A 24,697-nucleotide genomic window follows, 5' to 3' on the forward strand; every position below is an offset into this window, starting at 1 on the left:
CAGCGGGGGGACACAATGCAATTAGATGAACAACGTCTGCGTTTTCGTGATGCGATGGCCAGCCTCTCGGCTGCGGTGAATGTTGTCACGACCGAAGGGGATGCCGGGCGCTGCGGGATCACCGCCACCGCCGTGTGCTCGGTGACGGATTCGCCACCGTCGGTGATGGTGTGTATCAATGCCAACAGCGCCATGAACCCGGTATTTCAGGGTAATGGCAAGCTGTGTATTAACGTGCTTAACCACGATCAGGAGATCATGGCGCGTCATTTTGCCGGCATGACCGGTATGGCGATGGACGAGCGTTTTAACCTCAGCGGTTGGCAGCATGGGGCGTTAGCGCAACCGGTGCTAAACAACGCGCTGGCCAGTCTCGAAGGGGAAATTCGTCAGGTACAGACCATCGGCAGTCATCTGGTTTATCTGGTGGAAATCCAGAATATCGCCCTTGCAGAAGAAGAGGGGCATGGACTGGTTTACTTTAAGCGCCGTTTTCATCCGGTCATGATGGAAGCGGCAGCGCTGGTCTGAGTCACGGTAACTGTAGTTTTAACCCAACGGGTGACGTAGAAAGTCATCCGTTTTTTTTGTCTGGTGACGTTCAGCGGTAGCAGCGCCTGTCGGGCGCAGGTGATTAATTCTGCCTATTTATGGCTTGCAGGATAAATTGATTAGAAAGGATTAATAAATACCGTTAAGAAATACTGAAAGGATGATGCGTAATATTATTTAATTACAGAATGTCAATTTGACGCATATCCGTTTTTTGTTATTGGATTGCCCCCTTTTTTAGCTGTGATAACGCTTCATCAATCATCTCCTGCGCTTTTTGACGCGTGAATTTGATTAGCTGCTCTTTACTGATATGACGGTCGCAGGCGGGACACTTAAGCGGATATTCGTCTTGTGAGTTTTTAATTTTTTCGACATGAGATATTTCGATTGCCGTTGCGCAGCCAGGGCATAAATATTCAATTGAAATCACAGGAAAGCCTCCTTTATTCTTGTTATAAGAATAGAGCAGTAGCAAGAATCGTTAAAGAATATGCGGTGAATGGATAACGAGTCATTATGTCTTTGTTGACGAATTGGCTATTTATTAAGCATTATGTCGGTGCGCTCGGCTATAGAAAAGGATGAATGGCTATGGATAACCAATTCACGCGGCAGGAAAGGGATAATTCAGCAAGACTGGCTGAGCTTTTGCATCACAATACCGATTGGATATGGGAAGTGGACGCTGACAGTCGCTATGTCTGGGTCTCAGAAATGGTGACTAATCAGCTAGGGTATACGCCAGAACAGGTGCTGGGCCGCACGCCGTTCGATTTTATGGCTCCCGGCGAAACGGCGCGTCTGAAAAAAAGCTTCGAAGAAATACTGGCCTCGCGCCAGCCTTTCAGCGGATTGATAAACCGCAATGTGCATGCGGACGGTCATGTGGTGATCCTCGAAACCAGCGGGATCCCGCTGTTTGATGAAAACGGCACGTTGACTGGGTATCGCGGCACCGATCGCGACATCTCTCAGCTTGGCGAGCGCGTACTGCAACTCGAATCTATCTACCAGAATACCCCATTGGCGCTTTGCATGATTAACCGCAAAGGATTGCTGGTGGAAGCCAATAAGGCGATGGGCGAGTTGTTGGGGCAAGACGCTGCCACGCTGCCTGGAAAATCCCTTGAAGATATCGTGCCGGATTGGCATTTACTGTTACAGCAAGATTTTATGTTGCTGGATAGCGGGGAAGAGATCGCCAGTAAAGAGGTGTATCTACACGGGCGCTATTTCTATATTAAACCGCTGCCGGTAAACGATGCGGGCGGCCATGTGTCGGGGATTTCCGCGGCGTGGGTGGATATCACCGACCGCAAAATTGCCGAGCAGAAGCTGGCCTGCGCTAACCAAACGCTGCTGCAATATGCCGAACGCGATCATCTCACCGGCCTGTTTAACCGGCGCTATATGGATGAGCGGCTTAATAATGAAATTACCCGCGCCCAACGTGAAGGTTCTTCTTTGTCGCTGTGTATGGCAGATATCGATTTCTTTAAGCGTTATAACGACACCTATGGCCATCAGGCGGGGGATCAGGTGCTACGCGGTGTTGCTGAAGCGCTACGAGGGGGGCTGCGTCCGGCGGATTGCGTGAGTCGCTACGGCGGGGAAGAGTTCCTGGTGATATTGCCGGATACCAACGGCGAGGGCGCTCTGGCAGTTGCTGAGCGCCTGCGTGAACGGGTGCAGGCGCTTGCCATTGAACATGAAAGCAGCCCGCTTGGCGGCGCGTTAACCATTAGTCTGGGAGTGATGACCTGGGATGCGTCGCAGCTGGTCTGTAACATTCAAAGCACGGGTCATATCAGCGCTGAACTGATAAGCCGCAGTGACGCCGCGCTATATCGGGCGAAGCAGCAGGGGCGAAACCGCGTGGTGGTCGCCTGATTATTGACCATGAATAATCCATCAGAACGATAAGACGTTAGGAATGCCATTCATAAGTACTACCCGCAATTGATTCATCACAATGCACACTCGCGGGTTGCTTCTTATAATCGCGCTTACTTCTCTACTGATGGTATTAAACATGGCTTATCAACTGAATCTTAACTGGCCAGAATTTTTAGAAAAATACTGGCAAAAACAGCCAGTAGTATTAAAAAACGCATTCCCCAACTTCGTTGATCCGATTACGCCAGACGAACTGGCGGGTCTGTCGATGGAAATGGAAGTCAGCAGCCGCCTCGTCAGCCATAACGATGGTGTCTGGTCAGCCAGCCATGGGCCGTTTGAAAGTTTTGACCATCTGGGTGAGAAAAACTGGTCACTGCTGGCGCAGGCGGTCAACCACTGGCATGAACCTTCCGCTGAACTGGTGTGCCCGTTCCGCGTCTTGCCGGACTGGCGACTGGACGATCTGATGGTCTCCTACTCGGTGCCGGGCGGCGGCGTAGGGCCACACATCGATCCCTACGACGTGTTTATCATCCAGGGGATGGGGCGTCGCCGCTGGCGCGTGGGCGATGCGCTGCCGTTAAAACAGCACTGTCCGCACCCTGCGTTGCTGCACGTTGAGCCGTTTACGCCGATTATTGAAGTGGAAATGGAGCCGGGCGATATTCTCTATATTCCGCCTGGATTCCCACACGACGGCTTCACCTACGAAGCGACGCTTAACTACTCGGTAGGGTTCCGTGGGCCAAACGGTCGAGAGCTTATCAGCAGTTTTGCCGACTACGTGCTGGAAAACGATCTGGGTGAGAAGTACTACACCGATCCCGATCTCACCTGCCGTGAACACGCGGGTAAAGTGGAAGAATACGAACTGGAGCGGCTTCGGACGCTGATGATCGACATGATCCGCCAGCCGGATGATTTCAAGCAGTGGTTCGGTAGCTTTGCTTCAACGCCGCGCCATGAACTGGATATTGCGCCAGCTGAGCCACCGTTTGTGCCAGAAGAAGTGGCCGCCGCGCTGGAAGATGGCGAAACTCTGCGCCGTCTGAACGGCCTGCGCGTGCTGAATGTCGGTGGCAGCTTCTTCATTAACAGCGAACGTCTGGAAACCTGCTGTTCGCAGGCGGCTGACGTGTTGAGCCGCTATACCGTGCTGGATAAAACCTACTTTGGCGATGCGCTACAAAACCCGGCGTTTATTGTTGAACTGACGGGGCTGATTAATCAGGGATACTGGTTCTTCGCGGAATAATGTCTTGCAGGTGTGGTTTGGGTGCGCGCTGTACCCTCACCCCGGCCCTCTCCCTAACAGGGAGAGGGAGAAAAGCGGTGTTGCCTTTGGTTTAAATGCTCAACTCACCCACGCTGCCAGTAGGTTCCCTCTCTCCTCAAGATAGACACAGAATCACCAACTCACCCACGATGCCGATCGGTTCCCTCTCTCCTCAAGGTAGACACAGGATCACCAACTCACCACGATGCCGTTCGGTTCCCTCGCCCCTTTGGGGAGAGGGTTAGGGTGAGGGGCCATTCAACCCATCCCCATTTCTGCTACGCCCCTTTTTTGCAATCCCTCAGCAATCATTGTATAACTCCCTTCTTATTTGGATGTTTAGATGTCCATACGTTTAGAAGGTAATCATGCAAAACACAGACACAACGCAACAAGGTGGGCAGCTTAAGCGCACCATGAAAACCCGCCATCTGATTATGCTTTCTTTGGGCGGCGTGATTGGCACAGGGCTGTTTTTTAATACCGGTTATATCATCTCCACGACCGGTGCGGCGGGGACGCTGTTAGCCTATCTGATTGGCGCACTGGTGGTCTGGCTGGTGATGCAGTGCCTGGGCGAACTGTCGGTGGCGATGCCGGAAACCGGCGCGTTTCATGTCTATGCGGCGCGCTATCTTGGCCCGGCAACGGGCTATACCGTCGCCTGGCTCTATTGGCTCACCTGGACCGTGGCGCTCGGCTCAAGCTTTACCGCCGCTGGATTTTGTATGCAGTACTGGTTCCCGCAGGTGCCGGTGTGGATCTGGTGTTTACTCTTCTGTGTGCTGATTTTCGGTCTTAACGTCATTTCGACCCGCTTCTTCGCGGAAGGGGAGTTCTGGTTCTCGTTGGTGAAGGTAATAACCATCATCGCGTTTATCATCCTTGGCGGTGCGGCGATTTTCGGCTTTATTCCGATGCAGGATGGCTCGCCCGCGCCGGGTCTTACCAACATTACCGCTGAAGGCTGGTTCCCGCACGGCGGGCTACCAATCCTGATGACCATGGTGGCGGTTAACTTTGCCTTCTCAGGCACTGAGCTAATCGGTATCGCGGCCGGTGAGACTCAAAACCCCCATAAAGTGATTCCGGTGGCTATTCGGACCACCATCGCGCGGCTGATTATTTTCTTTATCGGTACTGTCTTTGTGCTGGCGGCCTTGATCCCGATGCAGCAGGCGGGCGTCGAGAAAAGCCCGTTTGTGCTGGTGTTCGAAAAAGTCGGTATTCCGTATGCGCCGGACATCTTTAACTTCGTTATTCTGACCGCGATTTTATCCGCGGCGAACTCTGGGCTGTACGCTTCCGGGCGCATGCTGTGGTCACTTTCCAACGAGCGCACGCTGCCGCGCTGTTTCTCGCAGCTCAATAAAAATGGCGTGCCGCTGGTGGCGCTGTCGGTCAGTATGCTGGGAGGTTTACTGGCGCTATTTTCCAGCATTGTAGCGCCGGATACCGTATTCGTGGCGCTGTCGGCAATTTCCGGTTTTGCGGTGGTGGCGGTGTGGATTAGCATCTGCGCCTCGCACTTTGTCTTCCGTCGCCGTCATCTGCAACAAGGTAAAGCCTTAAGCGAGCTGCACTACCGTGCGCCGTGGTATCCGCTGGTGCCCGTATCCGGCTTCGTGCTGTGCCTGGTTGCCTGCGTCGGGCTGGCCTTTGATCCCTCGCAGCGCATTGCGCTATGGTGCGGACTGCCGTTCGTGGCGCTGTGTTACGGCGCCTACTATTTAACCCGTTCACGTCACACCCAACAGGAGCCGCAGCATGCCGCAGAATAATCCTTTAACCGCGATTTTGGCTGAACATCCCTTTGTCCTTTTGGATGGGGCGATGGCGACCGAACTGGAAGCGCGGGGCTGTGACCTGGCGGATAGCCTGTGGTCGGCAAAAGTGCTGATGGAAAACCCACAGCTGATTTACGACGTGCATCTCGACTATTTCCGTGCCGGGGCGCAGGTGGCCATTACCGCCAGCTACCAGGCAACGCCGGACGGTTTTGCCGCTCGCGGGCTGGATGAAGCACAGTCGCGATCGCTCATTGCTAAAAGCGTTGAGCTGGCCCGCCAGGCGCGCGAATCTTATCTGGCGGAAAATCCGGCGGCGAAAGATTTACTGATTGCCGGATCCGTTGGGCCTTATGGCGCGTATCTGGCGGACGGTTCGGAATATCGCGGTGATTATCAACGCAGTCCACAGGTGTTCCAGGAATTCCATCGTCCGCGCGTGGAAGCGCTGCTGGAGGCGGGCGTCGATCTGCTGGCCTGTGAAACGCTGCCATCATTTGCTGAAATTCGCGCGCTGGCGCAGCTGCTGGCGGAATATCCGGTGGCACAGGCGTGGTTCTCGTTCACCTTGCGTGACTCGCAGCATCTCAGCGACGGTACGCCATTGTGCGATGTGCTGGCGCTGCTGGCGGATTACCCGCAGATTGTGGCGGTTGGCATTAACTGTATCGCGCTGGAAAATACCACCGATGCGCTGTCGTACCTGCATAGCCAGACGCCGCTGCCGCTAGTGGTCTATCCCAATTCCGGCGAGCATTATGATGCGGTGAGCAAGACCTGGCATCATCACGGCGAAGCGTGTGCGACGCTTGAGGGGTATCTGCCGCAGTGGCTGGCGGCGGGAGCGAAGCTGATTGGCGGCTGCTGCCGCACGACGCCGAAGGATATTGCGGCGCTGAAGTCTCACTGCTGATGTTATCGGTGTAGGCCGGATAAGGCGAAGCCGCCATCCGGCGCTACCGGGCACAATGCCGGATGGCGGCTTCGCCTTATCCGGCCTACAAATACATACGGATCTTGCGCAAGCTCCGCCGGGACAAATCCCATTCTCCAACTATCTTTTGCCACTTTTTTTCTAAAAACGAATTGGCATTAACAAGCATATTTAATTCCTTTATCAAACCCACCGCGCCGGAAATACTGCACCCATAACAAGACATGGGAGCAGGACAATATGGCAATCGCATCGCGTTTCACCCTTATCGCCGCCACGCTGGCACTTATCGCTTTTCAGGCTCAGGCCGTGGACGTCACTATCGCTTACCAAACCTCCGCTGAACCGGCCAAGGTCGCGCAGGCGGATAACACCTTCGAAAAATTAAGCGGGGCCAAACCGGACTGGCGCAAGTTCGATAGCGGCGCGAGCATTGTGCGGGCACTGGCCTCCGGCGATGTGCAGATTGGTAATCTTGGCTCAAGCCCGCTGGCGGTAGCCGCCAGTCAAAAGGTGCCGATTGAAGTGTTCCTGCTGGCCTCACAGTTGGGGAATTCCGAAGCGCTGGTGGTGAAAAAAACCATTACCAAACCGGAAGACTTAATCGGCAAACGCATCGCCGTACCGTTTATCTCAACCACTCACTACAGCCTGCTGGCGGCACTAAAACACTGGAACATTAAACCGGGTCAGGTGCAGATCCTTAACCTCCAGCCGCCAGCGATTATCGCCGCCTGGCAGCGCGGGGATATCGACGGTGCTTACGTCTGGGCACCAGCAGTTAACGAGCTGGAAAAAGAGGGCACCGTACTGACCGATTCGGCGAAAGTCGGTGAGTGGGGCTCGCCAACGCTGGACGTCTGGGTAGTGCGTAAAGACTTCGCTGAAAAACACCCGGAAGTGGTGAAAGCGTTCGCTAAAAGCGCCATTGAAGCTCAGCGCGCCTATATCGATAACCCGGACAAATGGCTGGCGCAGCCGGAAAACATCAGCAAGCTGTCACGCCTGAGCGGCGTACCTGAAGCGGACGTGCCGGTGCTGGTGAAAGGCAATACCTATCTTACCGCTGAGCAGCAGGCGCAGGCGCTCAATGGCCCGGTCAATAAAGCGATCGTTGATACCGCGCAGTTCCTGAAAGCGCAGGGCAAAGTGCCGGATGTCGCAACCGACTATAGCCAGTACGTTACCGATCGTTTTGTGAAATAAGGGGGCTGTGATGCTGCAAATCTCGCATCTTTTTGCCGACTACGGCGGCAAACCGGCGCTGGCGGATATCAATCTCACGCTGGACAGCGGTGAATTGCTGGTGGTGCTTGGGCCGTCAGGCTGCGGCAAAACCACGCTGTTGAATCTGGTTGCCGGATTTGTGCCTTATCAGCATGGCAGCATCACGCTTGACGGTAAACGCATTGACGGGCCGGGCGCCGATCGTGGCGTCGTTTTCCAGAATGAAGGTCTGCTGCCGTGGCGCAACGTGCAGGATAACGTGGCGCTGGGGCTACAGCTTGCCGGAGTTAATAAAGTGGAGCGCCGGGATATTGCGGCGCAGATGCTCAAAAAAGTGGGGCTGGAGGGGGCCGAAAAACGTTTCGTCTGGCAGCTTTCCGGCGGCCAGCGTCAGCGAGTTGGCATTGCCCGCGCGCTGGCGGCCAATCCGCAGTTGCTGCTGCTGGATGAACCCTTTGGCGCGCTCGATGCTTTTACCCGTGAACAGATGCAGACCCTTCTTCTGAAGCTGTGGCATGAGACGGGCAAAAAGGTGCTGCTGATTACCCACGATATCGAAGAGGCGATCTTTATGGCCACCGAGCTGGTGCTGCTGTCGCCGGGGCCTGGGCGGGTGCTGGAGCGTTTGCCGCTCGATTTTGCCCGCCGCTTTGTCGCCGGAGAAGATTGCCGCAGCATTAAATCCGACCCGCGCTTTATTGAGCAACGTGAATACGTACTAAGCCGGGTATTTGAACAACGGGAGGCCTTCTCATGAGCGTGGTGATTAATGATAAACCGCGTCAGCGTTCCCTTAAGCTGCGCTGGCCATTCTCCCGTCATCTGACGTTGAGCCTGACGACGCTTGCGGTACTGCTCGCTATCTGGTGGGCGGTGACGGCGGCACAGCTTATCAATCCGCTGTTTCTGCCAGCACCAGGGCAGGTACTGCAAAAACTGCTGACCATTGCCAGCGCGCAGGGCTTTATGGATGCCACGCTGTGGCAGCATCTGGCGGCAAGCCTTGGCAGGATCGTTATTGCACTGCTGGCGGCGACGATCGTGGGGATCCCCGTCGGCATTGCGATGGGGTTAAGCCCGACGGTGCGGGGGATCCTCGACCCATTGATCGAACTGTATCGGCCGGTGCCGCCGCTGGCCTATCTGCCGCTGATGGTTATCTGGTTTGGGATTGGCGAAACCTCGAAGATCTTACTGATTTATCTGGCGATTTTTGCCCCTGTTGCCATGTCGGCGCTGGCGGGTGTGAAAAGCGCTCAGCAGGTGCGCATTCGCGCCGCGCAGTCGTTAGGCGCGAATCGCGCGCAGGTTCTGTGGCTGGTCATTCTGCCCGGCGCGCTGCCGGAAATTTTAACCGGGCTACGCATTGGGCTTGGCGTCGGCTGGTCAACGCTGGTGGCCGCTGAGCTTATCGCCGCCACCCGTGGTTTAGGTTTTATGGTGCAATCGGCCGGGGAGTTTTTAGCCACTGACGTGGTGCTGGCAGGGATTGCGGTGATTGCGATTATCGCTTTCGGTCTGGAATTAGGGCTGCGTGCGCTTCAGCGCCGTCTGACCCCCTGGCATGGAGAAGTACAATGAGTGAACGTCTGGCAATTAGCCCATTGGGGCCCTACATCGGCGCGCAGATTAGCGGCGCGGATCTGACCCGTCCGCTGAGCGATAACCAGTTTGAACAACTGTATCACGCGGTATTGCGTCATCAGGTGGTGTTCCTGCGTGAGCAACTGATTACTCCAGAGCAGCAGCGCGCGCTGGCATTGCGCTTTGGCGACCTGCACATCCACCCGGTTTATCCGCATGCGCCGGGGGTTGACGAAATTATCGTACTGGATACCCATGACGATAATCCGCCGGACAACGATAACTGGCATACCGATGTGACCTTTATTGATACGCCGCCTGCCGGAGCGATTCTGGCGGCGAAAGAGCTGCCGTCAACTGGCGGAGATACGCTGTGGACCAGCGGCATTGCGGCTTATGAAGCGCTCTCTGAGCCGTTTAAAGCGCTGCTAAACGGCCTGCGCGCCGAGCATGATTTCCGCAAATCGTTCCCGGAATATAAGTACCGTAAAAGCGAAGAAGAACATCAGCGCTGGCTGGAAGCGGTGGCGAAGAACCCGCCGTTGCTGCATCCGGTAGTACGTACTCATCCGGTAAGCGGTAAGCAGGCGCTGTTTGTTAATGAAGGATTCACCACCCGAATTGTGGATGTCACGGAGAAAGAGAGCGAAGCGCTGCTGAGTTTCCTTTTTACCCATGTCACTAAACCGGAATTTCAGGTGCGCTGGCGCTGGCAGCCCAACGATGTGGCGATTTGGGATAACCGGGTGACGCAGCATTATGCCAACGCCGATTATCTGCCGCAGCGGCGGATAATGCATCGGGCGACGATACTGGGGGATAAACCCTATTATCGGGCGTCGTGAGCTCCCGGCTGGCACCGATTGTAGGCCGGATAAGCGTAGCGCCATCCGGCACGGTGCGGCATAAATGCCTTATCCGGCCTACAAACCTAAATGCGCGCCGATATACCGTTGATAACGGTTTGCTTTGAGATAAGTTAAATCCACCAACACCAGGCCATCCACACAGTTGTTAAAATCCGGGTCGCTGCCAAAATCGATAAACTGCACGCCGCCCGGTTCGCACACTTCGGAATACTGTTTGTAGAGCGCAGGTATGCCGCAGCCGAGGTTGCCGAGCAATGACTTCAGGCGGATTAAATCCTCGCTATAATCCTCACCGCCGAACTGCGCCAACACGTCGGGTAACGACGCCGGATAAGGGCGACGTGATTCAGCCAGCGGATGCGTTGCCGGAAACCATAAGCGATAAAAGGCGACCAGCAAATCCCGAGCCAGTGGCGGTAATCCGCCGGAAATAGAGACCGGGCCGAACAGGTAGCGATAGTGCGGATAGCGAGCAAGATATGCGCCGATGCCAGACCACAGATAGTCCAGCCCACGACGTCCCCAGTAGCGTGGTTGAATAAAGCTGCGTCCCAGCTCAATACCGTGCTGGAGAACATCGTCCATGCGGGCGTCGTAATGGAACAGGCTGGCGCTGTAGATCCCCTCAAGCCCGCGTTTTTCTCGCTGTATGGCGGTGGGGATAAAGCGATAAGCGCCCACGATTTCCAGATCGTCTTGATCCCAGAGAATCAGGTGCAGGTAGTCGTCATCATAGGCATCCACGTCACGGCGTTTGCCACTGCCTTCACCCACTGCACGGAAGGCGAATTCTCGCAGACGCCCAAGTTCCCGCAGCAACGGCGCATCCTCCTTGCCATTACGCTGCCACAGATAGATAACCTTACCATCTGCCGTCTGGCCCAGACATTCTGCCTGACTCAGTTCGCGCTTAAGTAACGCACGCGGTTCAGGTCGGGCAATGGCACTCTCGGTTTTAAACAACCCCGGCAGCCCTTTACCCAGCAACTGTAAGTGGCGATAGCATTTATCCGCCATCTCGCGAGGCGTGGCCTGCGGAGTAAACCAGGATGACCAGGCAATTTGCTGGCCTATTGTCACCGGTAAACTACCGTTGCGACGGCGGAACATCTGCTGAACCAGTAGCATCAACGGCAGATTGGGCGACACCAGCGCGCTGGCGTAAAACAGTGCGCTATTGCGCGCATCAATCCACGCCGGTAGCAGCGGCGCGCGGTATTTAGCGGCGAGTTTAATAAACCCGGTGTGCCATTTTTTATCGCAAATACCACGAGGTGTCAGGCGCGAGACTTCGCCTGCGGGAAAGAAGATCAGCACGCCGCCGCTTTGCAGCTGGCTGTCCATTTTCTGAAGTGCCGATTTGGCCGTACGACCGTTGATATTATCGACAGGAATAAACAGCGACTGAAGCGGTTCGAGGTGAGTCAGCATTCGATTGGTGACCACTTTCACGTCGCGACGAACGCGGGAGACGGCGTAGAGCAAAGCCAGGCCATCGAGGGTACCGGTCGGATGGTTGGCGAAGATAACCAGCGGGCCCTGTTCGGGGATCTGTTCCAGACAATAAACGGGAACCGCACAATGAATATTCAGATGTTCGAGTATCTGTTCGACCGTATCCAGCCCCTTTAAGTGGGGGTGACGCGCCGCGAATTGCTGGAACTCTTCCTCATGCATTAACCTCTTGAGAAGTTTCTGTTGCCAGGGGCTCGGCCTCGCTTGAGGCCACAGATCGGCGATGACATTGTCGAGACTAAACATAACGGCTCCTCCTCTGTCCTGCTGTGACAGTAGAAGGGAGATGTGTCGATTGTATGGCGGTTTGGTGACGTTTTGAGGGGCGGCCCAGCCTGAAAATAACAAAAGGGCGAGAGTCGAAACCCTCGCCCTTGTAGCCCGGCCAGGCGAAGCGCCGCCGGGAAGTCCCGGAGTCGGCACCTCGCCCGCGATGAGATTAACGCAGGATTTTTTTCTCGGCTAAATCGAGTGCGAAATAGCTAAAGATAAGGTCTGCGCCCGCACGTTTAATCGCGCCCAGGCTCTCCAGTACCACTTTCTCTTCATCAATTGCCCCGGCCTGAGCGGCAAATTTGATCATCGCGTACTCGCCGCTGACCTGATAAGCGCCGATAGGCAGCTCGGTACGTTCGCGAATATCGCGCAGGATATCGAGGTAGGCACCGGCCGGTTTAACCATCAGGCAATCAGCGCCCTGAGCTTCGTCGAGCAGCGACTCGCGAATCGCTTCACGGCGGTTCATCGGGTTCATCTGATAGGTTTTACGATCGCCCTTCAGCGCGGTTCCTGCGGCCTCACGGAACGGGCCGTAGAAGGAGGAGGCGAACTTGGTGGAATAGGACATGATGGCGGTATCGGTAAAACCGGCCGCGTCCAGCGCCTGACGAATGGCCTGCACCTGACCGTCCATGGCGGCGGATGGCGCAATAAAGTCCGCGCCCGCTGCGGCGGCAACCACCGCCTGTTTGCCAAGGTTTGCCAGGGTTAAATCGTTATCAACGCCATGGTCGCACAACACGCCGCAGTGGCCGTGGGAGGTGTATTCGCAGAAGCAGGTATCGGACATGACAATCATTTCCGGTACGGTTTGCTTGCAGATACGCGACATACGCGCCACCAGACCGTCTTCTTTCCAGGCATCGCTGCCGGTGCTATCGAGATGGTGGGAGATGCCAAAAGTCATCACCGAGCGGATACCCGCATTCGCAATGCGTTCAATTTCGCGTGCCAGATGTTTCTCTGGAATACGCATCACGCCGGGCATGGCTTCGATGGCTTTGTAGTCGTTAACTTCTTCTTCAACAAAGATCGGCAACACCAGGTCGTTTAAGCTCAGTGTTGTCTCTTCAAACATAGCGCGCAGCGCGGGAGATTGGCGCAGGCGACGGGGGCGATGGAGTAAGTCTGTCATGATATGCCTGATGTTTGTGAAACAAGGAGTACTAGTGTAACTGAATCGTAGGGCGAATGTTTTACTAAAGTGGTGGTTATGCGGCGGGTGGCCTGGCGGAAAAAAGCGTTTTAGATAGACACATGACGCGTTGTTAATTAATTAAACCAATGCAAACCATTTAGCTATAAATTATGTGTATATATTATCTGTGTGGTTTTACCTGAATTATTGGCACCGCTTTTATGTTTTTTAATAATGTCTTTTTTAGTATCTTGATATTCATCTGCGGTATGAATTTACGGTTGTTTATTTATATGGTTACAATGTTGTTTTTTATTACTTCATCTAAATAACTACATGTATTTAATGGGTTTTAACATCACGCATACACGTAAGGAATTATTTAAAAAGTACTAAATCGAACTTTTAGTAAACTATAATTGAACCATTTGTCAGGAACGTCGCATAATTCCCTCCGCAGAGCATTAATGTTCTTATTTGCATTGTTAATTGATGGATCAACATATATACGTCCCCGAGGAGGGATGACAAATGCACTCCTGGAAAAAGAAACTTGTAGTATCACAATTAGCATTGGCCTGCACTTTGGCACTCGCTTCTCAGGCAAATGCGACCACATACGATACCTTTGGCTATCATGATGATTCGTCTACAGCGTTTAGCTGGAACAATTGGACGGATCCTGACCATACCGACTACATCTCATATTATGGTTATATCTATGATAATGCAGCCGACGGTAATTATGACAACAACTTCAACGGCGACGTTGTAAACGGCGTTCTTTCAACTTATTACCTGAATAATGATTATACGGACAGCACTGATAATACGCTGACCGTTCAGAACTCAACTATTCACGGTATGATTACTTCTCAGAAAGTTTACGATCACGACGGTTACGGCTGGAATAACGGCACCGACGTTGACTACACATGGCATGATGGTGACGTATTCACTCTGAACGTTGCTAACTCTACCATTGATGATGATTACGAATACTTCTATTTCACCGACAGCTATCTTGATGCTGACGGTAAAGCGAAATCAGAAGATTACCGTACTGCTGACTACGCTTATTTAGGTACTGCAGTAACTCTGGACGTTGAAAGTAATATCAATATTACTGATAACTCCCGCGTTGCAGGTATCGCTCTGTCCCAGGGTGACACTTCTAACGTTGACTACACCACCGATGCCCACACCTGGGATAACAACATTGTTGTTACCGACTCCACTGTAACCTCCGGCTCTTATACTCCGCTGGAAAATAGTGGTTTCTACGGCAACTCTGAAGAGCCAAGTGATTACAATGGCAATGGTGGCGCGAACGATGTTGCGCTGTCCTTCACTGATAGCTCCGCGTCCAATTATGCAATGAAAAACAACGTGGTCTTCAGCAATTCAACGCTGACTGGCGATGTCGCTTTCTCTAGTACCTGGAACGCGAATTTCTATCCAAATGGTAAATACGATGACGATGGCGATTTCATCAGCACCAACGGTGGTTGGGCAGATGATAGCCTGAACGTTGATGAGCTGAACATCAAACTGGACAACGGTAGCAAGTGGACCGGTGCTGCAGTATTTAGCTACAACGCAATCGGCACTGCTGATATGTATGACGTAGCGGTGAACAGCCTTGAACCAACTTCTACCTACGACAAGTGGGGCAACGTTGTTGACGATCAGACCTTCCAGAGCGGCGTATTCAACGTAGCGCTGGATAACGGTTCACAGTGGAACACCGTCAATGCTTCAAATATCGACACGCTGACCGTGAATAACGGCTCACAGGTTGATGTTGCAAACGGTTCTTCTCTGCTGTCTGACTCCATCACCCTGACCAACGGTTCAGAATTGAACCTGAGCTCTGGTGGCCAGGTTGCGACCGATCATCTGACCGTTGATAGCTACTCAACTGTTGATCTGAACAACGAAACCACTTACCTGTACGCTAACACCATCACCGTATCTAACGGCGGTGAATTCAGCATCGGCGCGGGCGCATATGAAGCCAACGCGTTCGGCACTGATACCATGGAACTGACCAACGGTGGCGTATTCAACATCAACAGCAGCGACTATGTGTTAGATGCTGACCTGGTGAACGGCCATACCAACACCACTGACAAGTCTGACGCAACCTACGGTTACGGTGTTATCGCGATGAACGCAGATGGTCACCTGACCGTCAACGGCAACGGCAACACCTACAACAGCGATCAGGAATTCAGCGTTGATGACGCGAATGACGGCGTTGTTGCTGCATCCGGTAACTACAAAGTTCGTATCAACAACTCTACTGGCGAAGGCCGCATCTCTGACTACAAAGGTAAAGAACTTATCTATGTCAACGATGTGAACTCTACTGCGACCTTCAGTGCCGCTAATCGTGCTGACCTGGGTGCATACACCTACCAGGCACAGCAGGAAGGCAACACCGTTGTTCTGCGCCAGATGGAGCTGACCGATTACGCTAACATGGCACTGAGCATCCCGTCTGCTAACACCAACATCTGGAACCTGCAGCAGGATACCTTGAACACCCGTCTGAACTCTGCACGTCATGGTTTAGAAGACAACGGTGGCGCATGGGTCAGCTACTTTGGCGGTAACTTCAATGGCGATAACGGCACGATCAATTACGATCAAGACGTTAACGGCATCATGGTAGGTCTGGATACTAAAGTTGACGGTAACAACGCTAAGTGGATCGTCGGTGCTGCTGCTGGCTTCGCTAAAGGTGACATGAACGACCATTCTGGTCAGGTGGATCAAGACAGCCAGTCTGCCTATATCTACTCTTCTGCTCGCTTTGCAAACAACATCTTCTTCGACAGCAACTTGAGCTATAGCCGTTTCAACAACGACCTGACCGCTTCCATGAGCAACGGCGATTATGTTGATGGTAATACCACTGCTGATGCATGGGGCTTTGGTCTGAAACTGGGCTATGACCTGAAACTGAACGACGCAGGTTACGTAACGCCGTACGGTGCTATTTCTGGTCTGTTCCAGTCTGGTGATAACTATCGTCTGAGCAACAGCATGAAAGTTGGCGACCAGGATTACGATAGCCTGCGCTACGAACTGGGTGTTGATGCGGGTTACACCTTCAACTTCGGTGACCAGGCAATGACGCCTTACTTCAAACTGGCTTACGTCTATGACGATTCCAACAACGACTCCAACATCAATGGCGATAACATTGACAACGGCGTTGAAGGTTCTGCCGTACGCGTAGGCGTGGGTAGCCAGTTCAGCTTCACCAAGAACTTCAGCGCCTACACCGGTGTTAACTACCTCGGTGGCGGTGATGTCGATCAGGATTGGGCGGCAAATGCCGGTGTGAAATACACCTGGTAATCCCCTGAAAACAGGGAAGGTAACTTCCCTGTTTTTCATCATTCTCAATGCTCGTCATGATGACGAGCATTTTTTGCAAGGATTGCATAACATGCCACATTTGAGTAAACCGCTCAGCGAGTTTTTTACTCTCGACAAAAAGCTATCTCAACAAGGAACACGATTTGCCCTGACGCCGGGCGAGACGTTCCTTCCCCCCACCGGTACGTTAAACGATTACACCATTGTTATTCAGCATGGCGCTGTCTCCCTGCATCGCACTGGATGCAACATTCTTTATGGCATCGTGCAGAACCCTGCCATTTTTGGCCTTGCCGCAGCAGTGAATAAAATTAAGAACGACTATATGCTGATTGCTGAAACCGACTGCCGAGGCTATTACTTACCCGCCATAGACACCCTGCAATGTCTTGATCGTTACCACCTGTGGCGAGAAGCTTTTTATTGGATGACCTGGCAGACGCGAATGTTAGAGATGCGCGACAAACAGTTGATTGGTACGAACCACTACCATCAGATCCGTTCAACGCTATTAATGATGATGGCCTGGGACGATGCTATCCGTACACGTATTGGCGTGTTGAATTTCATCCAGCAACGGACGCGTATTTCACGCTCGGTTATTGCTGAAGTGCTGTCCGCATTGCGCAAGGGTGACTATATCAAAATGGAAAAAGGCAAACTCGTCAGTATCACGCGTTTGCCTTACGATTATTAAGACGCGGGTACCACCACGGCGGCTTTATTACTGCTCAGTTCGCTAACAAGATCGTTGATGCCGTCGCTCATATTCACAAAGCGTGTGAGCGGCGAGCGAGTAATGACCACAAACGCGCCGACGTTCGACTGAGGAATCATCGCCATGTACGTGATGAAACCGCCACCACCACCCGTTTTCTGAATAATCCCAGGACGCCCATCTTTTGGAGCCATGTAAACCCAGCCTAAGCCGAGCGCATCGGCATGCCCTGGCACGTCCATTCCAATGACCCGCGTCAGCTGGCTGCGTTTATACACCAGCGTCTGCATTCTATCGGCCTGATTACTACGATGATAGAAATCAGAAGACAGGTACTGCTGCATCCATCGCATCATATCGCCGGGTGTTGAATAAACCCCGCCGCTGCCCATCGCCGCCAGCGTGTTATTACACGGGCTAGCCCCTTTTTCTGCCACCATCAGACGGCCGCATTGATCCGGTGATGGCGTGAAGGTGGTGTCTTTCATCCCCAACGGACGCGTAATCTGCTCTTCAAAAAGCTTTGGATAGGGTTTGCCTGCCGCATTACCCAGCGCATCGGCTAACAGGTCAAAAGCCAGGTTGGAGTAGCTTGCTTGTGAGCCGGGTGCTGCATGTAATTTGGCGGTAGAGAGATAGCTCCAGCGCTGCGATTGCGTCGGCCAGACAAAGACCGGACGATGTGCCGCACCGCCGGGCTGCTCCCGGGGGAGGGCGCTCGTGTGCGTTGCCAGATTCACCAGCCTAATCGGTGTACCGTTATAAGTCGGCACGCGGGCATTGGCAGGCGCATACTTACTCAACGGATCGTCAAGCTTAACCACGCCCTGATCGAGTAACTTTACCAGCATCTCGCTGGTCATAAGCTTACTCAGTGAGGCGATGCGGATGACGGAATCAAGCTGCGGATGGACATTGTTGCCGGGACGCGTTTCGCCAAAGCTGCGGAAAACTCGCTGATTGCCATCAATGACCACCAGCGCCATACCGGTTGCTCCGCTTCCGTAATAAATATGATTGGCATACCGGTCAACGATATCGGATGCAAACGTGGGAGTGGTAAGCGGCTCAGCGGCCTGCACCGAGGTCAATGACACCGCGCAGAGCGCGGCAGAAAAAAGCAGACTACGTTTCAACGGGGGCATCCATCATGAATTGAAATGGGAGAGTTACGCTTATTTATACTAAAAATATAACTATTCGGCACCAGGCGCAGCACCATTAAACGCTATCATAGCGGGAAAAACGTAACCGGGCGTAAATGCGATGATTATTCATTACGCTGATTACACGCTTTTGTGATCCAATGCGTATGATACAAAGAGAGACTCCGGCGAACTCTGCCGACATTTTCCGGTCTGATTGCCCAGTAACATTGCCTTATACCTCTTTACGGTAAAAATGTTCCGTAGCGGTATTCTGTTGTCACAGCACTTAGCAAAACCATAAGAAGTAAGCAGGAGAGCATTATGTTTAAGTCTTTTTTCCCAAAACCGGGACCGTTTTTTCTCTCGGTGTTTATTTGGGCACTGATTGCCGTTATTTTCTGGCAGGCAGGTGGCGGTAGCTGGCTGCTGCATATTGCCGGGGCAAGCAACGATGTACCGATTAGCGCCCGTCGCTTTTGGTCGCTGAACTATCTGATGTTTTATGCCTACTACCTGCTGTGCGTGGGCCTGTTTGCTGGATACTGGTTTGTCCGCAGCCCGCATCGCTGGCAATACTGGTCAATTCTGGGTACCGCGCTGATTATCTTTGTCACCTGGTTTATGGTGGAAGTCGGCGTGGCAATCAATGCCTGGTATGCGCCGTTCTATGACCTGATCCAGAACGCGCTGGCCTCGCCGAATAAAGTCTCGATTAACCAGTTCTATCAGGAAATCGGCATTTTCCTCGGCATCGCGTTAATTGCGGTTGTCATTGGCGTCCTGAATAACTTCTTTGTCAGCCACTATGTCTTCCGCTGGCGCACGGCGATGAACGAATACTACACCGCGCACTGGCAGCAGCTACGCCATATTGAAGGTGCCGCACAGCGTGTGCAGGAAGACACCATGCGTTTCGCCTCTACGCTTGAGGATATGGGCACCAGCTTTATCAATGCGATCATGACGTTAATTGCCTTCCTTCCGGTGCTGGTGACGCTCTCCGCGCACGTACCTAATCTACCGATTGTTGGCCACATTCCTTATGGTCTGGTCATTGCCGCCATTATCTGGTCGCTAATGGGGACGGGACTACTGGCGGTGGTCGGGATTAAACTCCCTGGGCTGAACTTTAAAAATCAGCGTGTTGAAGCCGCGTACCGTAAAGAACTGGTCTACGGTGAAGATGATGCCAATCGCGCCACGCCGCCAACCTTACGCGAGCTCTTCAGCGCGGTGCGCCAGAACTATTTTCGTCTTTATTTCCACTACATGTACTTTAATATCGCCCGTATTCTGTACCTGCAGGTGGATAACGTTTTCGGGTTGTTCTTGCTGTTTCCATCAATTGTTGCCGGTACGATTACGCTCGGCCTGATGACGCAGATAACCAACGTCTTTGGGCAGGTGCGAAGCTCATTCCAGTATTTAATCACCTCCTGGACAACGCTTGTGGAACTGATGTCTATCTACAAACGTCTGCGTAGTTTTGAACGTGAACTGGACAATAACGACATGCAAGATCACATTATTCAGCCGCAGAGCTAAGTGATACTCACTCTTTGATAAGGATAGCCCATGGCGATTGCCGTAACGCGTTACCGTTTTTTACCCCTCACGCTGCTGGCGGGGGCGCTATTAAGCGCCTGTACCAGCCAGCAAGCACCGCAGATGAAAGCAGGGGAGAAACCGGTGGATGTGGCAAGCGTTGTGCGGCAAAAAATGCCCGCCAGCGTCAAGGATAAAAATGCCTGGGCGCAGGCGCTGGCGAAAACCTTTGAGAGTCAGAAGCTCGCGCCGACGGAAGAAAATATCTGCTCGGTGCTGGCGGTCGCGCAGCAGGAGTCAAACTATCAGGCCGACCCGGCGGTCCCTGGGCTAAGTAAAATCGCGTGGCAGGAAATTGACCGTCGTGCTGAGAAGATGCATATCCCGGTCTTTCTTGTACACACCGCGCTGAAAATCAATTCACCAAACGGTAAAAGCTACAGCGAACGCCTGGATCAGGTGAAAACGGAAAAACAGCTGAGCGCGATTTTTGATGATTTCATCGGCATGGTTCCAATGGGGCAGAAACTCTTTGGCTCGCTGAACCCGGTTCATACCGGCGGACCAATGCAGGTTAGCATCGCGTTTGCCGAGGCCCACCAGGATAACTACCCGTGGAAGATGGATGGAACCGTTCGCCAGGAAGTGTTTACGCTACGCGGCGGAGTCTGGTTTGGCACTTATCATCTGCTCAATTATCCCGCCAACTATACGGCCCCGATTTACCGTTTTGCTGATTTTAACGCCGGATGGTATGCCAGCCGCAACGCGGCATTCCAGTCTGCGGTCAGTAAAGCGACCGGAGTCAAACTGGCGCTGGACGGGGATGTGGTTCTTTATGGTAGTGACGAACCGGGGAGCACCGAAAAGGCCGTCAGGAAGCTGGCAGACAAGCTGTCGCTAAGTCAGGCTGAAATCCATAATCAGCTTCGTCAAGGCGACAGCCTGGCCTTTGAAAAGACCGCGGTTTACCAGGGCGTTTATAAGATTGCCGAGCAGAAAGCGGGGAAACCGTTAGCCCGAGAGATGTTGCCAGGCATTCAGCTTGATAGCCCGAAGATCACCCGCAAATTAACCACCGCATGGTTTGCAAAACGGGTAGATGAACGTCGGGCTAAATGCATGGCGCTCAATTAGTCGTGATGGCGCAGGCGGCGCATCAGCGAAACGATGCCAAGGATGACGCAGCCTGCCAGGAAGGGTACGACGCCAAATAGCGTGCCCACGCCCAGGCCCATTTCTACGCGTGGACGCCCGGTGTCCTGCATCTGCATCAGGTGTTCATAGACGCCCGGCGCATGCAGCACCAGCGTTAAAAGTTGCGCACCCACGGAAAAACAGAGCAAAACGAAAAGCGCATACGCCAGATTACCCGAAGTGGAAGATGTCCCCTTTTTTTTGCTGAACATGAGCTTTAATAAGGTGAAATCGGTCATAAAAACCTCCAGGATAACGTCAACACAGACGATTTCGTGTTACTGGCGTTAGTGTGGCAGTGGGTGCCCAGGACAAACATCGGATTTATGGTAAATTTTGAGCAGGAATAATCCTGGTTTTTACGGCCCAACTTGTTGTTCGATGCGGCAATTCATTAACATTCGCTAATTGTTGTTTACACCACAGACGCGGGCGGGGCGTTATGGCATCATCATTTTTTTCTTCGGGAGTTGCTATGAACCTGCCTGCCAAAATTCGCCGCGACTGGCATTACTACGCCTTTGCGATCGGTCTGATTTTTATTCTTAACGGGATTGTTGGCCTGCTCGGTTTCGAGGCGAAAGGCTGGCAAACCTATGCCGTAGGGATGGTTACCTGGGTCATTAGCTTCTGGTTGGCAGGGTTTATCATTCGTCGGCGGGAAGCGTGATGTGATTCCCGGCGTCGCTGGCGACGCCGGGGGAGTCTGTTAACCGTTCATCGAGGTTTTCAGCGCCTTGTCCGCCTGATGACGCTCCAGCGCCAGTTCAAGCAGACGGGTAATCAGCGAAGTGTAATCCAGACCGCTGGCCTGCCACAGTTTCGGGTACATGCTGATATTGGTAAAGCCAGGCAACGTGTTGATTTCGTTTATCACCACCTCGTTGTCGGCCGTCAGGAAGACGTCAACGCGCGCCATGCCGCAACAGCCAAGCGTCTGATAAGCGTCGATCGCGACCTGACGGATTTTATCGTTCACTTCGGCGGAGATGGCCGCAGGAACCACAACTTTCGCCCCGTTATCATCGATGTACTTGGTGTCATAGGCGTAGAATTCGCTGTTTAGCACAATTTCACCGCAGGTACTGGCCTCAGGGAAATCGTTCCCCAGCACCGCACACTCAATCTCACGGCCCTGAATACCCTGTTCCACCACCACTTTATGGTCAAACTCGAATGCCAGCGCCACGGCTTTCTGATACTGCTCCGCGTTGTTGACCTTGCTAACGCCCACTGAAGAGCCCTGATTGGCGGGCTTAACAAACAGCGGCAGACCCAGCTTTGTCTTGATTTCATTGAAAGTGAAACTGTCGCGATTACGGCGCGTCAGGGTGACGAACGGGGCAATCGACAGCCCGGCGTCACGCAGGAGACGCTTGGTGACGTCTTTGTCCATGCAGGCGGCAGAGCCCAGCACGTCGGAACCCACGAACGGCAGATTGGCCATGCGCAGCATGCCTTGTAAGGAGCCATCTTCGCCTAACGTGCCGTGAACGATCGGGAAAATAACGTCAATGGCATCAAGCGGTTTCCCGCTGGCGGCATCGATCATCTGCTGATGTTCTTTGCCCGGGATGTGGGCGAGGGTAGTGTCGGAAGGACGCAAGGCGATACGGGCAGGATCCTCGGCATTAAACAGGTAGTTCTGGGCATCGCTGATATGCCATTGTCCCTGCTTATCAATGCCCAACAATACGACGTCAAAACGCGTCTTATCAATCGCTTCTACGATGTTCTTTGCGGACTGCAAAGAGACTTCGTGCTCCGCTGATTTTCCACCAAAAACAATGCCAACCCGCAACTTTGCCATTTCTCATTCCATCTGTTCTAAATGCAAAGCACATAACATATCACGGGTATTGCAGCGCATCTGCCTTTTCCATATCGAATGGCACGATTAACGTGCGGCGGATAAGCATAATTCACTGCGTCATCGCGGCTATGGTGTGATGTAAATCACGAATGTGTGCTAAGTGAATGATAAAATCCTGAAATAATACATTAAGCATCTCTGACAATACCGCGCAAACTGCAACTTGCTAACCTGTGCACTCGTTCCCGCAACTTGAACTGACAACATTTCGTGATGGAATCCTGGAAGGTTAACCTTATTTCCGTTTGGCTCGGGTGTTTTTTCACCGGTCTGGCGATCAGTCAAATTTTACCCTTTTTACCCCTGTATATCGCGCAGTTGGGGGTCACCTCGCATCAGTCGCTTTCAATGTGGTCTGGGCTGACCTTTAGCGTCACTTTCCTGGTATCAGCAGTGGTGTCGCCGATGTGGGGCAGCCTTGCTGACCGTAAAGGCCGCAAGCTGATGTTATTACGGGCCTCGTTGGGGATGGCGATTGCGATTTTGCTACAGGCCTTCGCCACCAACGTCTGGCAACTGTTTATCCTGCGCGCGATTATGGGCTTAACCTCCGGCTATATTCCCAATGCCATGGCGCTGGTGGCCTCACAGGTGCCGCGCGACCGCAGCGGTTGGGCGCTCAGCACGCTCTCAACTGCGCAGATTACCGGGGTGATAGGCGGGCCGCTGCTCGGCGGATTCCTGGCCGACCACGTCGGACTGCGGAAGGTGTTCTTCATCACCGCTTTCCTGCTGTTGATAAGCTTTATGGTGACGCTGTTTTTAATCAAAGAGGGGCCGCGACCCCAGCTGAATAAAGGCGAGAAGCTCAGCGGTAAAGCGGTATTTGCTTCGCTGCCGTATCCGGGCCTGGTGATCAGTCTTTTTGTCACCACCATGGTGATTCAGCTGTGTAATGGCTCTATCAGTCCTATTCTGACGCTGTTTATCCAGTCGATGTCACCCGATAGCGGCAACATAGCTTTTTTGAGCGGCATGATTGCCGCCGTGCCGGGCGTCTCGGCGCTGATGTCGGCGCCTCGCTTGGGTAAACTTGGCGATCGCATTGGCACTGCGCGTATTTTAGTTGGCACCTTAATCTTTGCGGTGGTGCTCTTTTTTGCCATGTCGTTTGTCACCACGCCGCTTCAGCTTGGCATTTTGCGCTTTATTCTGGGCTTTGCGGATGGCGCAATGCTGCCCGCCGTGCAAACGCTATTGCTTAAATATATTAGTGAGCGGGTCACTGGACGTATTTTCGGTTATAACCAGTCGTTTATGTATCTGGGCAACGTCGTCGGGCCGTTAATTGGTGCCTCGGTATCGGCAATGGCGGGGTTCCGTTGGGTCTTTATTGTCACCGCGGTGATCGTTTTGATCAACCTGTGGCAATTAGCGGTGATGTTGCGCCGGACTCGGCCGGTTCGCCAGTAATATCGTTAAAAGGATGGAATAATGGAGCCGCTATTATTCCATCCTCCAGCCAGCATTATTATCCATAAGTAATAGCAATATTTCACCAGCAAAACGTTTCGCTGGCCTGCCAAAAAACCAATGCTATGAAATAGCTACGGATTATATTTTTTATCTATTGGTATTGCAGAATTGTCTGATTATTGTAATTCTATTCACCTTGTTTTAGGGGAATAGAATCGTGGCGTTTATACCCTAAATACTTTGAGTTGCAGGCAGGCGGTAAGGGAGTGAATCCCGGGAGCTTACTCTGGTAAGTGACCGGGGTGAACGAGCGTAGACAACGCACCTACAATTTGAAGTATGACGGG

General features: G+C 53.0%; 21 protein-coding genes. 15 read left to right on the top strand and 6 right to left on the bottom strand.

Translation table 11 applies throughout. The features are described 5' to 3' along the window. The first annotated feature begins 15 nt into the window (after positions 1-15). Complete coding sequence (locus tag ACIPDS_RS12020; RefSeq protein WP_400735848.1) at positions 16-531, top strand: 4-hydroxyphenylacetate 3-monooxygenase reductase subunit; 516 nt, start codon at positions 16-18, stop codon at positions 529-531. Between the two features lie 238 nt (positions 532-769). Here ACIPDS_RS12020 and ACIPDS_RS12025 read toward each other — a convergent pair whose 3' ends face one another. After that, positions 770-985, bottom strand: a complete 216-nt coding sequence (locus tag ACIPDS_RS12025) for a hypothetical protein (protein WP_166514600.1) — start codon at positions 983-985, stop codon at positions 770-772. Positions 986-1,146: 161 nt separating this feature from the next. Between ACIPDS_RS12025 and ACIPDS_RS12030 the strand changes: the two genes are divergently transcribed. From ACIPDS_RS12030 to tauD, 8 genes are all read left to right on the top strand, one after another. Continuing rightward, entirely contained in the window at positions 1,147-2,445 is a 1,299-nt protein-coding gene (locus ACIPDS_RS12030) for a diguanylate cyclase (RefSeq protein WP_400735852.1), read from the top strand. Between the two features lie 142 nt (positions 2,446-2,587). Beyond that, entirely contained in the window at positions 2,588-3,709 is a 1,122-nt protein-coding gene (locus ACIPDS_RS12035) for a JmjC domain-containing protein (RefSeq protein WP_400735855.1), read from the top strand. A 389-nt stretch (positions 3,710-4,098) separates the two neighbouring features. Next, positions 4,099-5,511: an S-methylmethionine permease gene (gene mmuP, locus ACIPDS_RS12040; RefSeq protein ID WP_400735858.1), complete on the top strand. Its 1,413-nt coding sequence runs from the start codon at positions 4,099-4,101 to the stop codon at positions 5,509-5,511. Then, a complete protein-coding gene (gene mmuM / locus ACIPDS_RS12045) occupies positions 5,498-6,430 on the top strand; it encodes a homocysteine S-methyltransferase (RefSeq protein ID WP_400735861.1) in 933 nt (310 codons plus the stop codon). Before mmuP ends, mmuM begins: the two co-directional genes overlap by 14 nt. Positions 6,431-6,691: 261 nt before the next feature. Beyond that, on the top strand, positions 6,692-7,657 hold the full coding sequence (gene tauA, locus ACIPDS_RS12050) for a taurine ABC transporter substrate-binding protein (protein ID WP_400735864.1): 966 nt from the start codon (positions 6,692-6,694) through the stop codon (positions 7,655-7,657). A gap of 10 nt (positions 7,658-7,667) precedes the next feature. Next, positions 7,668-8,435: a taurine ABC transporter ATP-binding subunit gene (tauB, locus tag ACIPDS_RS12055; protein WP_400735867.1), complete on the top strand. Its 768-nt coding sequence runs from the start codon at positions 7,668-7,670 to the stop codon at positions 8,433-8,435. Further along, positions 8,432-9,259: a taurine ABC transporter permease TauC gene (gene tauC / locus ACIPDS_RS12060; protein ID WP_400735870.1), complete on the top strand. Its 828-nt coding sequence runs from the start codon at positions 8,432-8,434 to the stop codon at positions 9,257-9,259. Before tauB ends, tauC begins: the two co-directional genes overlap by 4 nt. Further along, positions 9,256-10,107, top strand: a complete 852-nt coding sequence (gene tauD / locus ACIPDS_RS12065) for a taurine dioxygenase (RefSeq protein ID WP_166514608.1) — start codon at positions 9,256-9,258, stop codon at positions 10,105-10,107. Before tauC ends, tauD begins: the two co-directional genes overlap by 4 nt. Before the next feature lie 78 nt (positions 10,108-10,185). On the opposite strand, the gene ACIPDS_RS12070 is transcribed toward tauD, so the two are convergent. Together ACIPDS_RS12070 and hemB are read right to left on the bottom strand one after the other, a co-directional pair. After that, positions 10,186-11,892, bottom strand: a complete 1,707-nt coding sequence (locus ACIPDS_RS12070) for a lysophospholipid acyltransferase family protein (RefSeq protein ID WP_400735875.1) — start codon at positions 11,890-11,892, stop codon at positions 10,186-10,188. Between the two features lie 193 nt (positions 11,893-12,085). After that, positions 12,086-13,060 carry a porphobilinogen synthase gene (hemB, locus tag ACIPDS_RS12075; RefSeq protein ID WP_400735878.1) on the bottom strand — a complete coding sequence of 325 codons (975 nt, stop codon included), beginning with the start codon at positions 13,058-13,060 and terminating at the stop codon, positions 12,086-12,088. Between the two features lie 534 nt (positions 13,061-13,594). On the opposite strand from hemB, the gene ACIPDS_RS12080 reads away from it, so the two are divergent. Both ACIPDS_RS12080 and ACIPDS_RS12085 read left to right on the top strand, forming a co-directional pair. Then, complete coding sequence (locus tag ACIPDS_RS12080) at positions 13,595-16,432, top strand: autotransporter outer membrane beta-barrel domain-containing protein (protein WP_400735882.1); 2,838 nt, start codon at positions 13,595-13,597, stop codon at positions 16,430-16,432. 91 nt (positions 16,433-16,523) lie between these two features. Continuing rightward, positions 16,524-17,150, top strand: coding sequence for a helix-turn-helix domain-containing protein (locus ACIPDS_RS12085; RefSeq protein ID WP_400735885.1), 627 nt, complete (start codon positions 16,524-16,526; stop codon positions 17,148-17,150). On the opposite strand, the gene ampH is transcribed toward ACIPDS_RS12085, so the two are convergent. Continuing rightward, positions 17,147-18,307 carry a D-alanyl-D-alanine-carboxypeptidase/endopeptidase AmpH gene (gene ampH, locus ACIPDS_RS12090; RefSeq protein ID WP_400735888.1) on the bottom strand — a complete coding sequence of 387 codons (1,161 nt, stop codon included), beginning with the start codon at positions 18,305-18,307 and terminating at the stop codon, positions 17,147-17,149. The two genes, ACIPDS_RS12085 and ampH, sit on opposite strands and share 4 nt — an antisense overlap. A 333-nt stretch (positions 18,308-18,640) precedes the next feature. Between ampH and sbmA the strand changes: the two genes are divergently transcribed. Then, entirely contained in the window at positions 18,641-19,864 is a 1,224-nt protein-coding gene (gene sbmA, locus ACIPDS_RS12095; RefSeq protein ID WP_400735891.1) for a peptide antibiotic transporter SbmA, read from the top strand. A gap of 30 nt (positions 19,865-19,894) precedes the next feature. Continuing rightward, complete coding sequence (locus ACIPDS_RS12100) at positions 19,895-21,001, top strand: DUF1615 domain-containing protein (protein ID WP_400735894.1); 1,107 nt, start codon at positions 19,895-19,897, stop codon at positions 20,999-21,001. On the opposite strand, the gene ACIPDS_RS12105 is transcribed toward ACIPDS_RS12100, so the two are convergent. Further along, positions 20,998-21,300 carry a DUF2755 family protein gene (locus ACIPDS_RS12105; protein ID WP_400735897.1) on the bottom strand — a complete coding sequence of 101 codons (303 nt, stop codon included), beginning with the start codon at positions 21,298-21,300 and terminating at the stop codon, positions 20,998-21,000. The genes ACIPDS_RS12100 and ACIPDS_RS12105 overlap by 4 nt on opposite strands. Before the next feature lie 236 nt (positions 21,301-21,536). Between ACIPDS_RS12105 and ACIPDS_RS12110 the strand changes: the two genes are divergently transcribed. Next, entirely contained in the window at positions 21,537-21,731 is a 195-nt protein-coding gene (locus ACIPDS_RS12110; RefSeq protein ID WP_166514617.1) for a DUF2754 family protein, read from the top strand. A gap of 39 nt (positions 21,732-21,770) precedes the next feature. Here the strand turns inward: ACIPDS_RS12110 and ddlA are convergent, their stop codons facing one another. Next, positions 21,771-22,871 carry a D-alanine--D-alanine ligase gene (gene ddlA / locus ACIPDS_RS12115; protein ID WP_400735901.1) on the bottom strand — a complete coding sequence of 367 codons (1,101 nt, stop codon included), beginning with the start codon at positions 22,869-22,871 and terminating at the stop codon, positions 21,771-21,773. A 276-nt stretch (positions 22,872-23,147) separates the two neighbouring features. On the opposite strand from ddlA, the gene ACIPDS_RS12120 reads away from it, so the two are divergent. Next, positions 23,148-24,347, top strand: coding sequence for a multidrug efflux MFS transporter (locus ACIPDS_RS12120; RefSeq protein WP_400736730.1), 1,200 nt, complete (start codon positions 23,148-23,150; stop codon positions 24,345-24,347). The last annotated feature ends 350 nt before the right edge of the window (positions 24,348-24,697 follow it).

Origin of the sequence: Kluyvera sp. NPDC087067 (genome assembly GCF_044745165.1) — a bacterium.
GTDB lineage: Bacteria > Pseudomonadota > Gammaproteobacteria > Enterobacterales > Enterobacteriaceae > Kluyvera.

What these genes read in the sequence shown, in the direction of transcription:
- tauC (WP_400735870.1), top strand. Translation starts at nt 8,432, where the DNA reads ATGAGCGTGGTGATTAATGATAAACCGCGTCAGCGTTCCCTTAAGCTG.
- ACIPDS_RS12030 (WP_400735852.1), top strand. Translation starts at nt 1,147, where the DNA reads ATGGATAACCAATTCACGCGGCAGGAAAGGGATAATTCAGCAAGACTG.
- mmuP (WP_400735858.1), top strand. Translation starts at nt 4,099, where the DNA reads ATGCAAAACACAGACACAACGCAACAAGGTGGGCAGCTTAAGCGCACC.
- ACIPDS_RS12105 (WP_400735897.1), bottom strand. Translation starts at nt 21,300, where the DNA reads ATGACCGATTTCACCTTATTAAAGCTCATGTTCAGCAAAAAAAAGGGG.
- ACIPDS_RS12035 (WP_400735855.1), top strand. Translation starts at nt 2,588, where the DNA reads ATGGCTTATCAACTGAATCTTAACTGGCCAGAATTTTTAGAAAAATAC.
- tauB (WP_400735867.1), top strand. Translation starts at nt 7,668, where the DNA reads ATGCTGCAAATCTCGCATCTTTTTGCCGACTACGGCGGCAAACCGGCG.
- ACIPDS_RS12120 (WP_400736730.1), top strand. Translation starts at nt 23,148, where the DNA reads ATGGAATCCTGGAAGGTTAACCTTATTTCCGTTTGGCTCGGGTGTTTT.
- ACIPDS_RS12110 (WP_166514617.1), top strand. Translation starts at nt 21,537, where the DNA reads ATGAACCTGCCTGCCAAAATTCGCCGCGACTGGCATTACTACGCCTTT.
- ACIPDS_RS12100 (WP_400735894.1), top strand. Translation starts at nt 19,895, where the DNA reads ATGGCGATTGCCGTAACGCGTTACCGTTTTTTACCCCTCACGCTGCTG.
- ACIPDS_RS12080 (WP_400735882.1), top strand. Translation starts at nt 13,595, where the DNA reads ATGCACTCCTGGAAAAAGAAACTTGTAGTATCACAATTAGCATTGGCC.
- ACIPDS_RS12085 (WP_400735885.1), top strand. Translation starts at nt 16,524, where the DNA reads ATGCCACATTTGAGTAAACCGCTCAGCGAGTTTTTTACTCTCGACAAA.
- tauD (WP_166514608.1), top strand. Translation starts at nt 9,256, where the DNA reads ATGAGTGAACGTCTGGCAATTAGCCCATTGGGGCCCTACATCGGCGCG.
- hemB (WP_400735878.1), bottom strand. Translation starts at nt 13,060, where the DNA reads ATGACAGACTTACTCCATCGCCCCCGTCGCCTGCGCCAATCTCCCGCG.
- sbmA (WP_400735891.1), top strand. Translation starts at nt 18,641, where the DNA reads ATGTTTAAGTCTTTTTTCCCAAAACCGGGACCGTTTTTTCTCTCGGTG.
- ACIPDS_RS12020 (WP_400735848.1), top strand. Translation starts at nt 16, where the DNA reads ATGCAATTAGATGAACAACGTCTGCGTTTTCGTGATGCGATGGCCAGC.
- ddlA (WP_400735901.1), bottom strand. Translation starts at nt 22,871, where the DNA reads ATGGCAAAGTTGCGGGTTGGCATTGTTTTTGGTGGAAAATCAGCGGAG.
- tauA (WP_400735864.1), top strand. Translation starts at nt 6,692, where the DNA reads ATGGCAATCGCATCGCGTTTCACCCTTATCGCCGCCACGCTGGCACTT.
- mmuM (WP_400735861.1), top strand. Translation starts at nt 5,498, where the DNA reads ATGCCGCAGAATAATCCTTTAACCGCGATTTTGGCTGAACATCCCTTT.
- ACIPDS_RS12070 (WP_400735875.1), bottom strand. Translation starts at nt 11,892, where the DNA reads ATGTTTAGTCTCGACAATGTCATCGCCGATCTGTGGCCTCAAGCGAGG.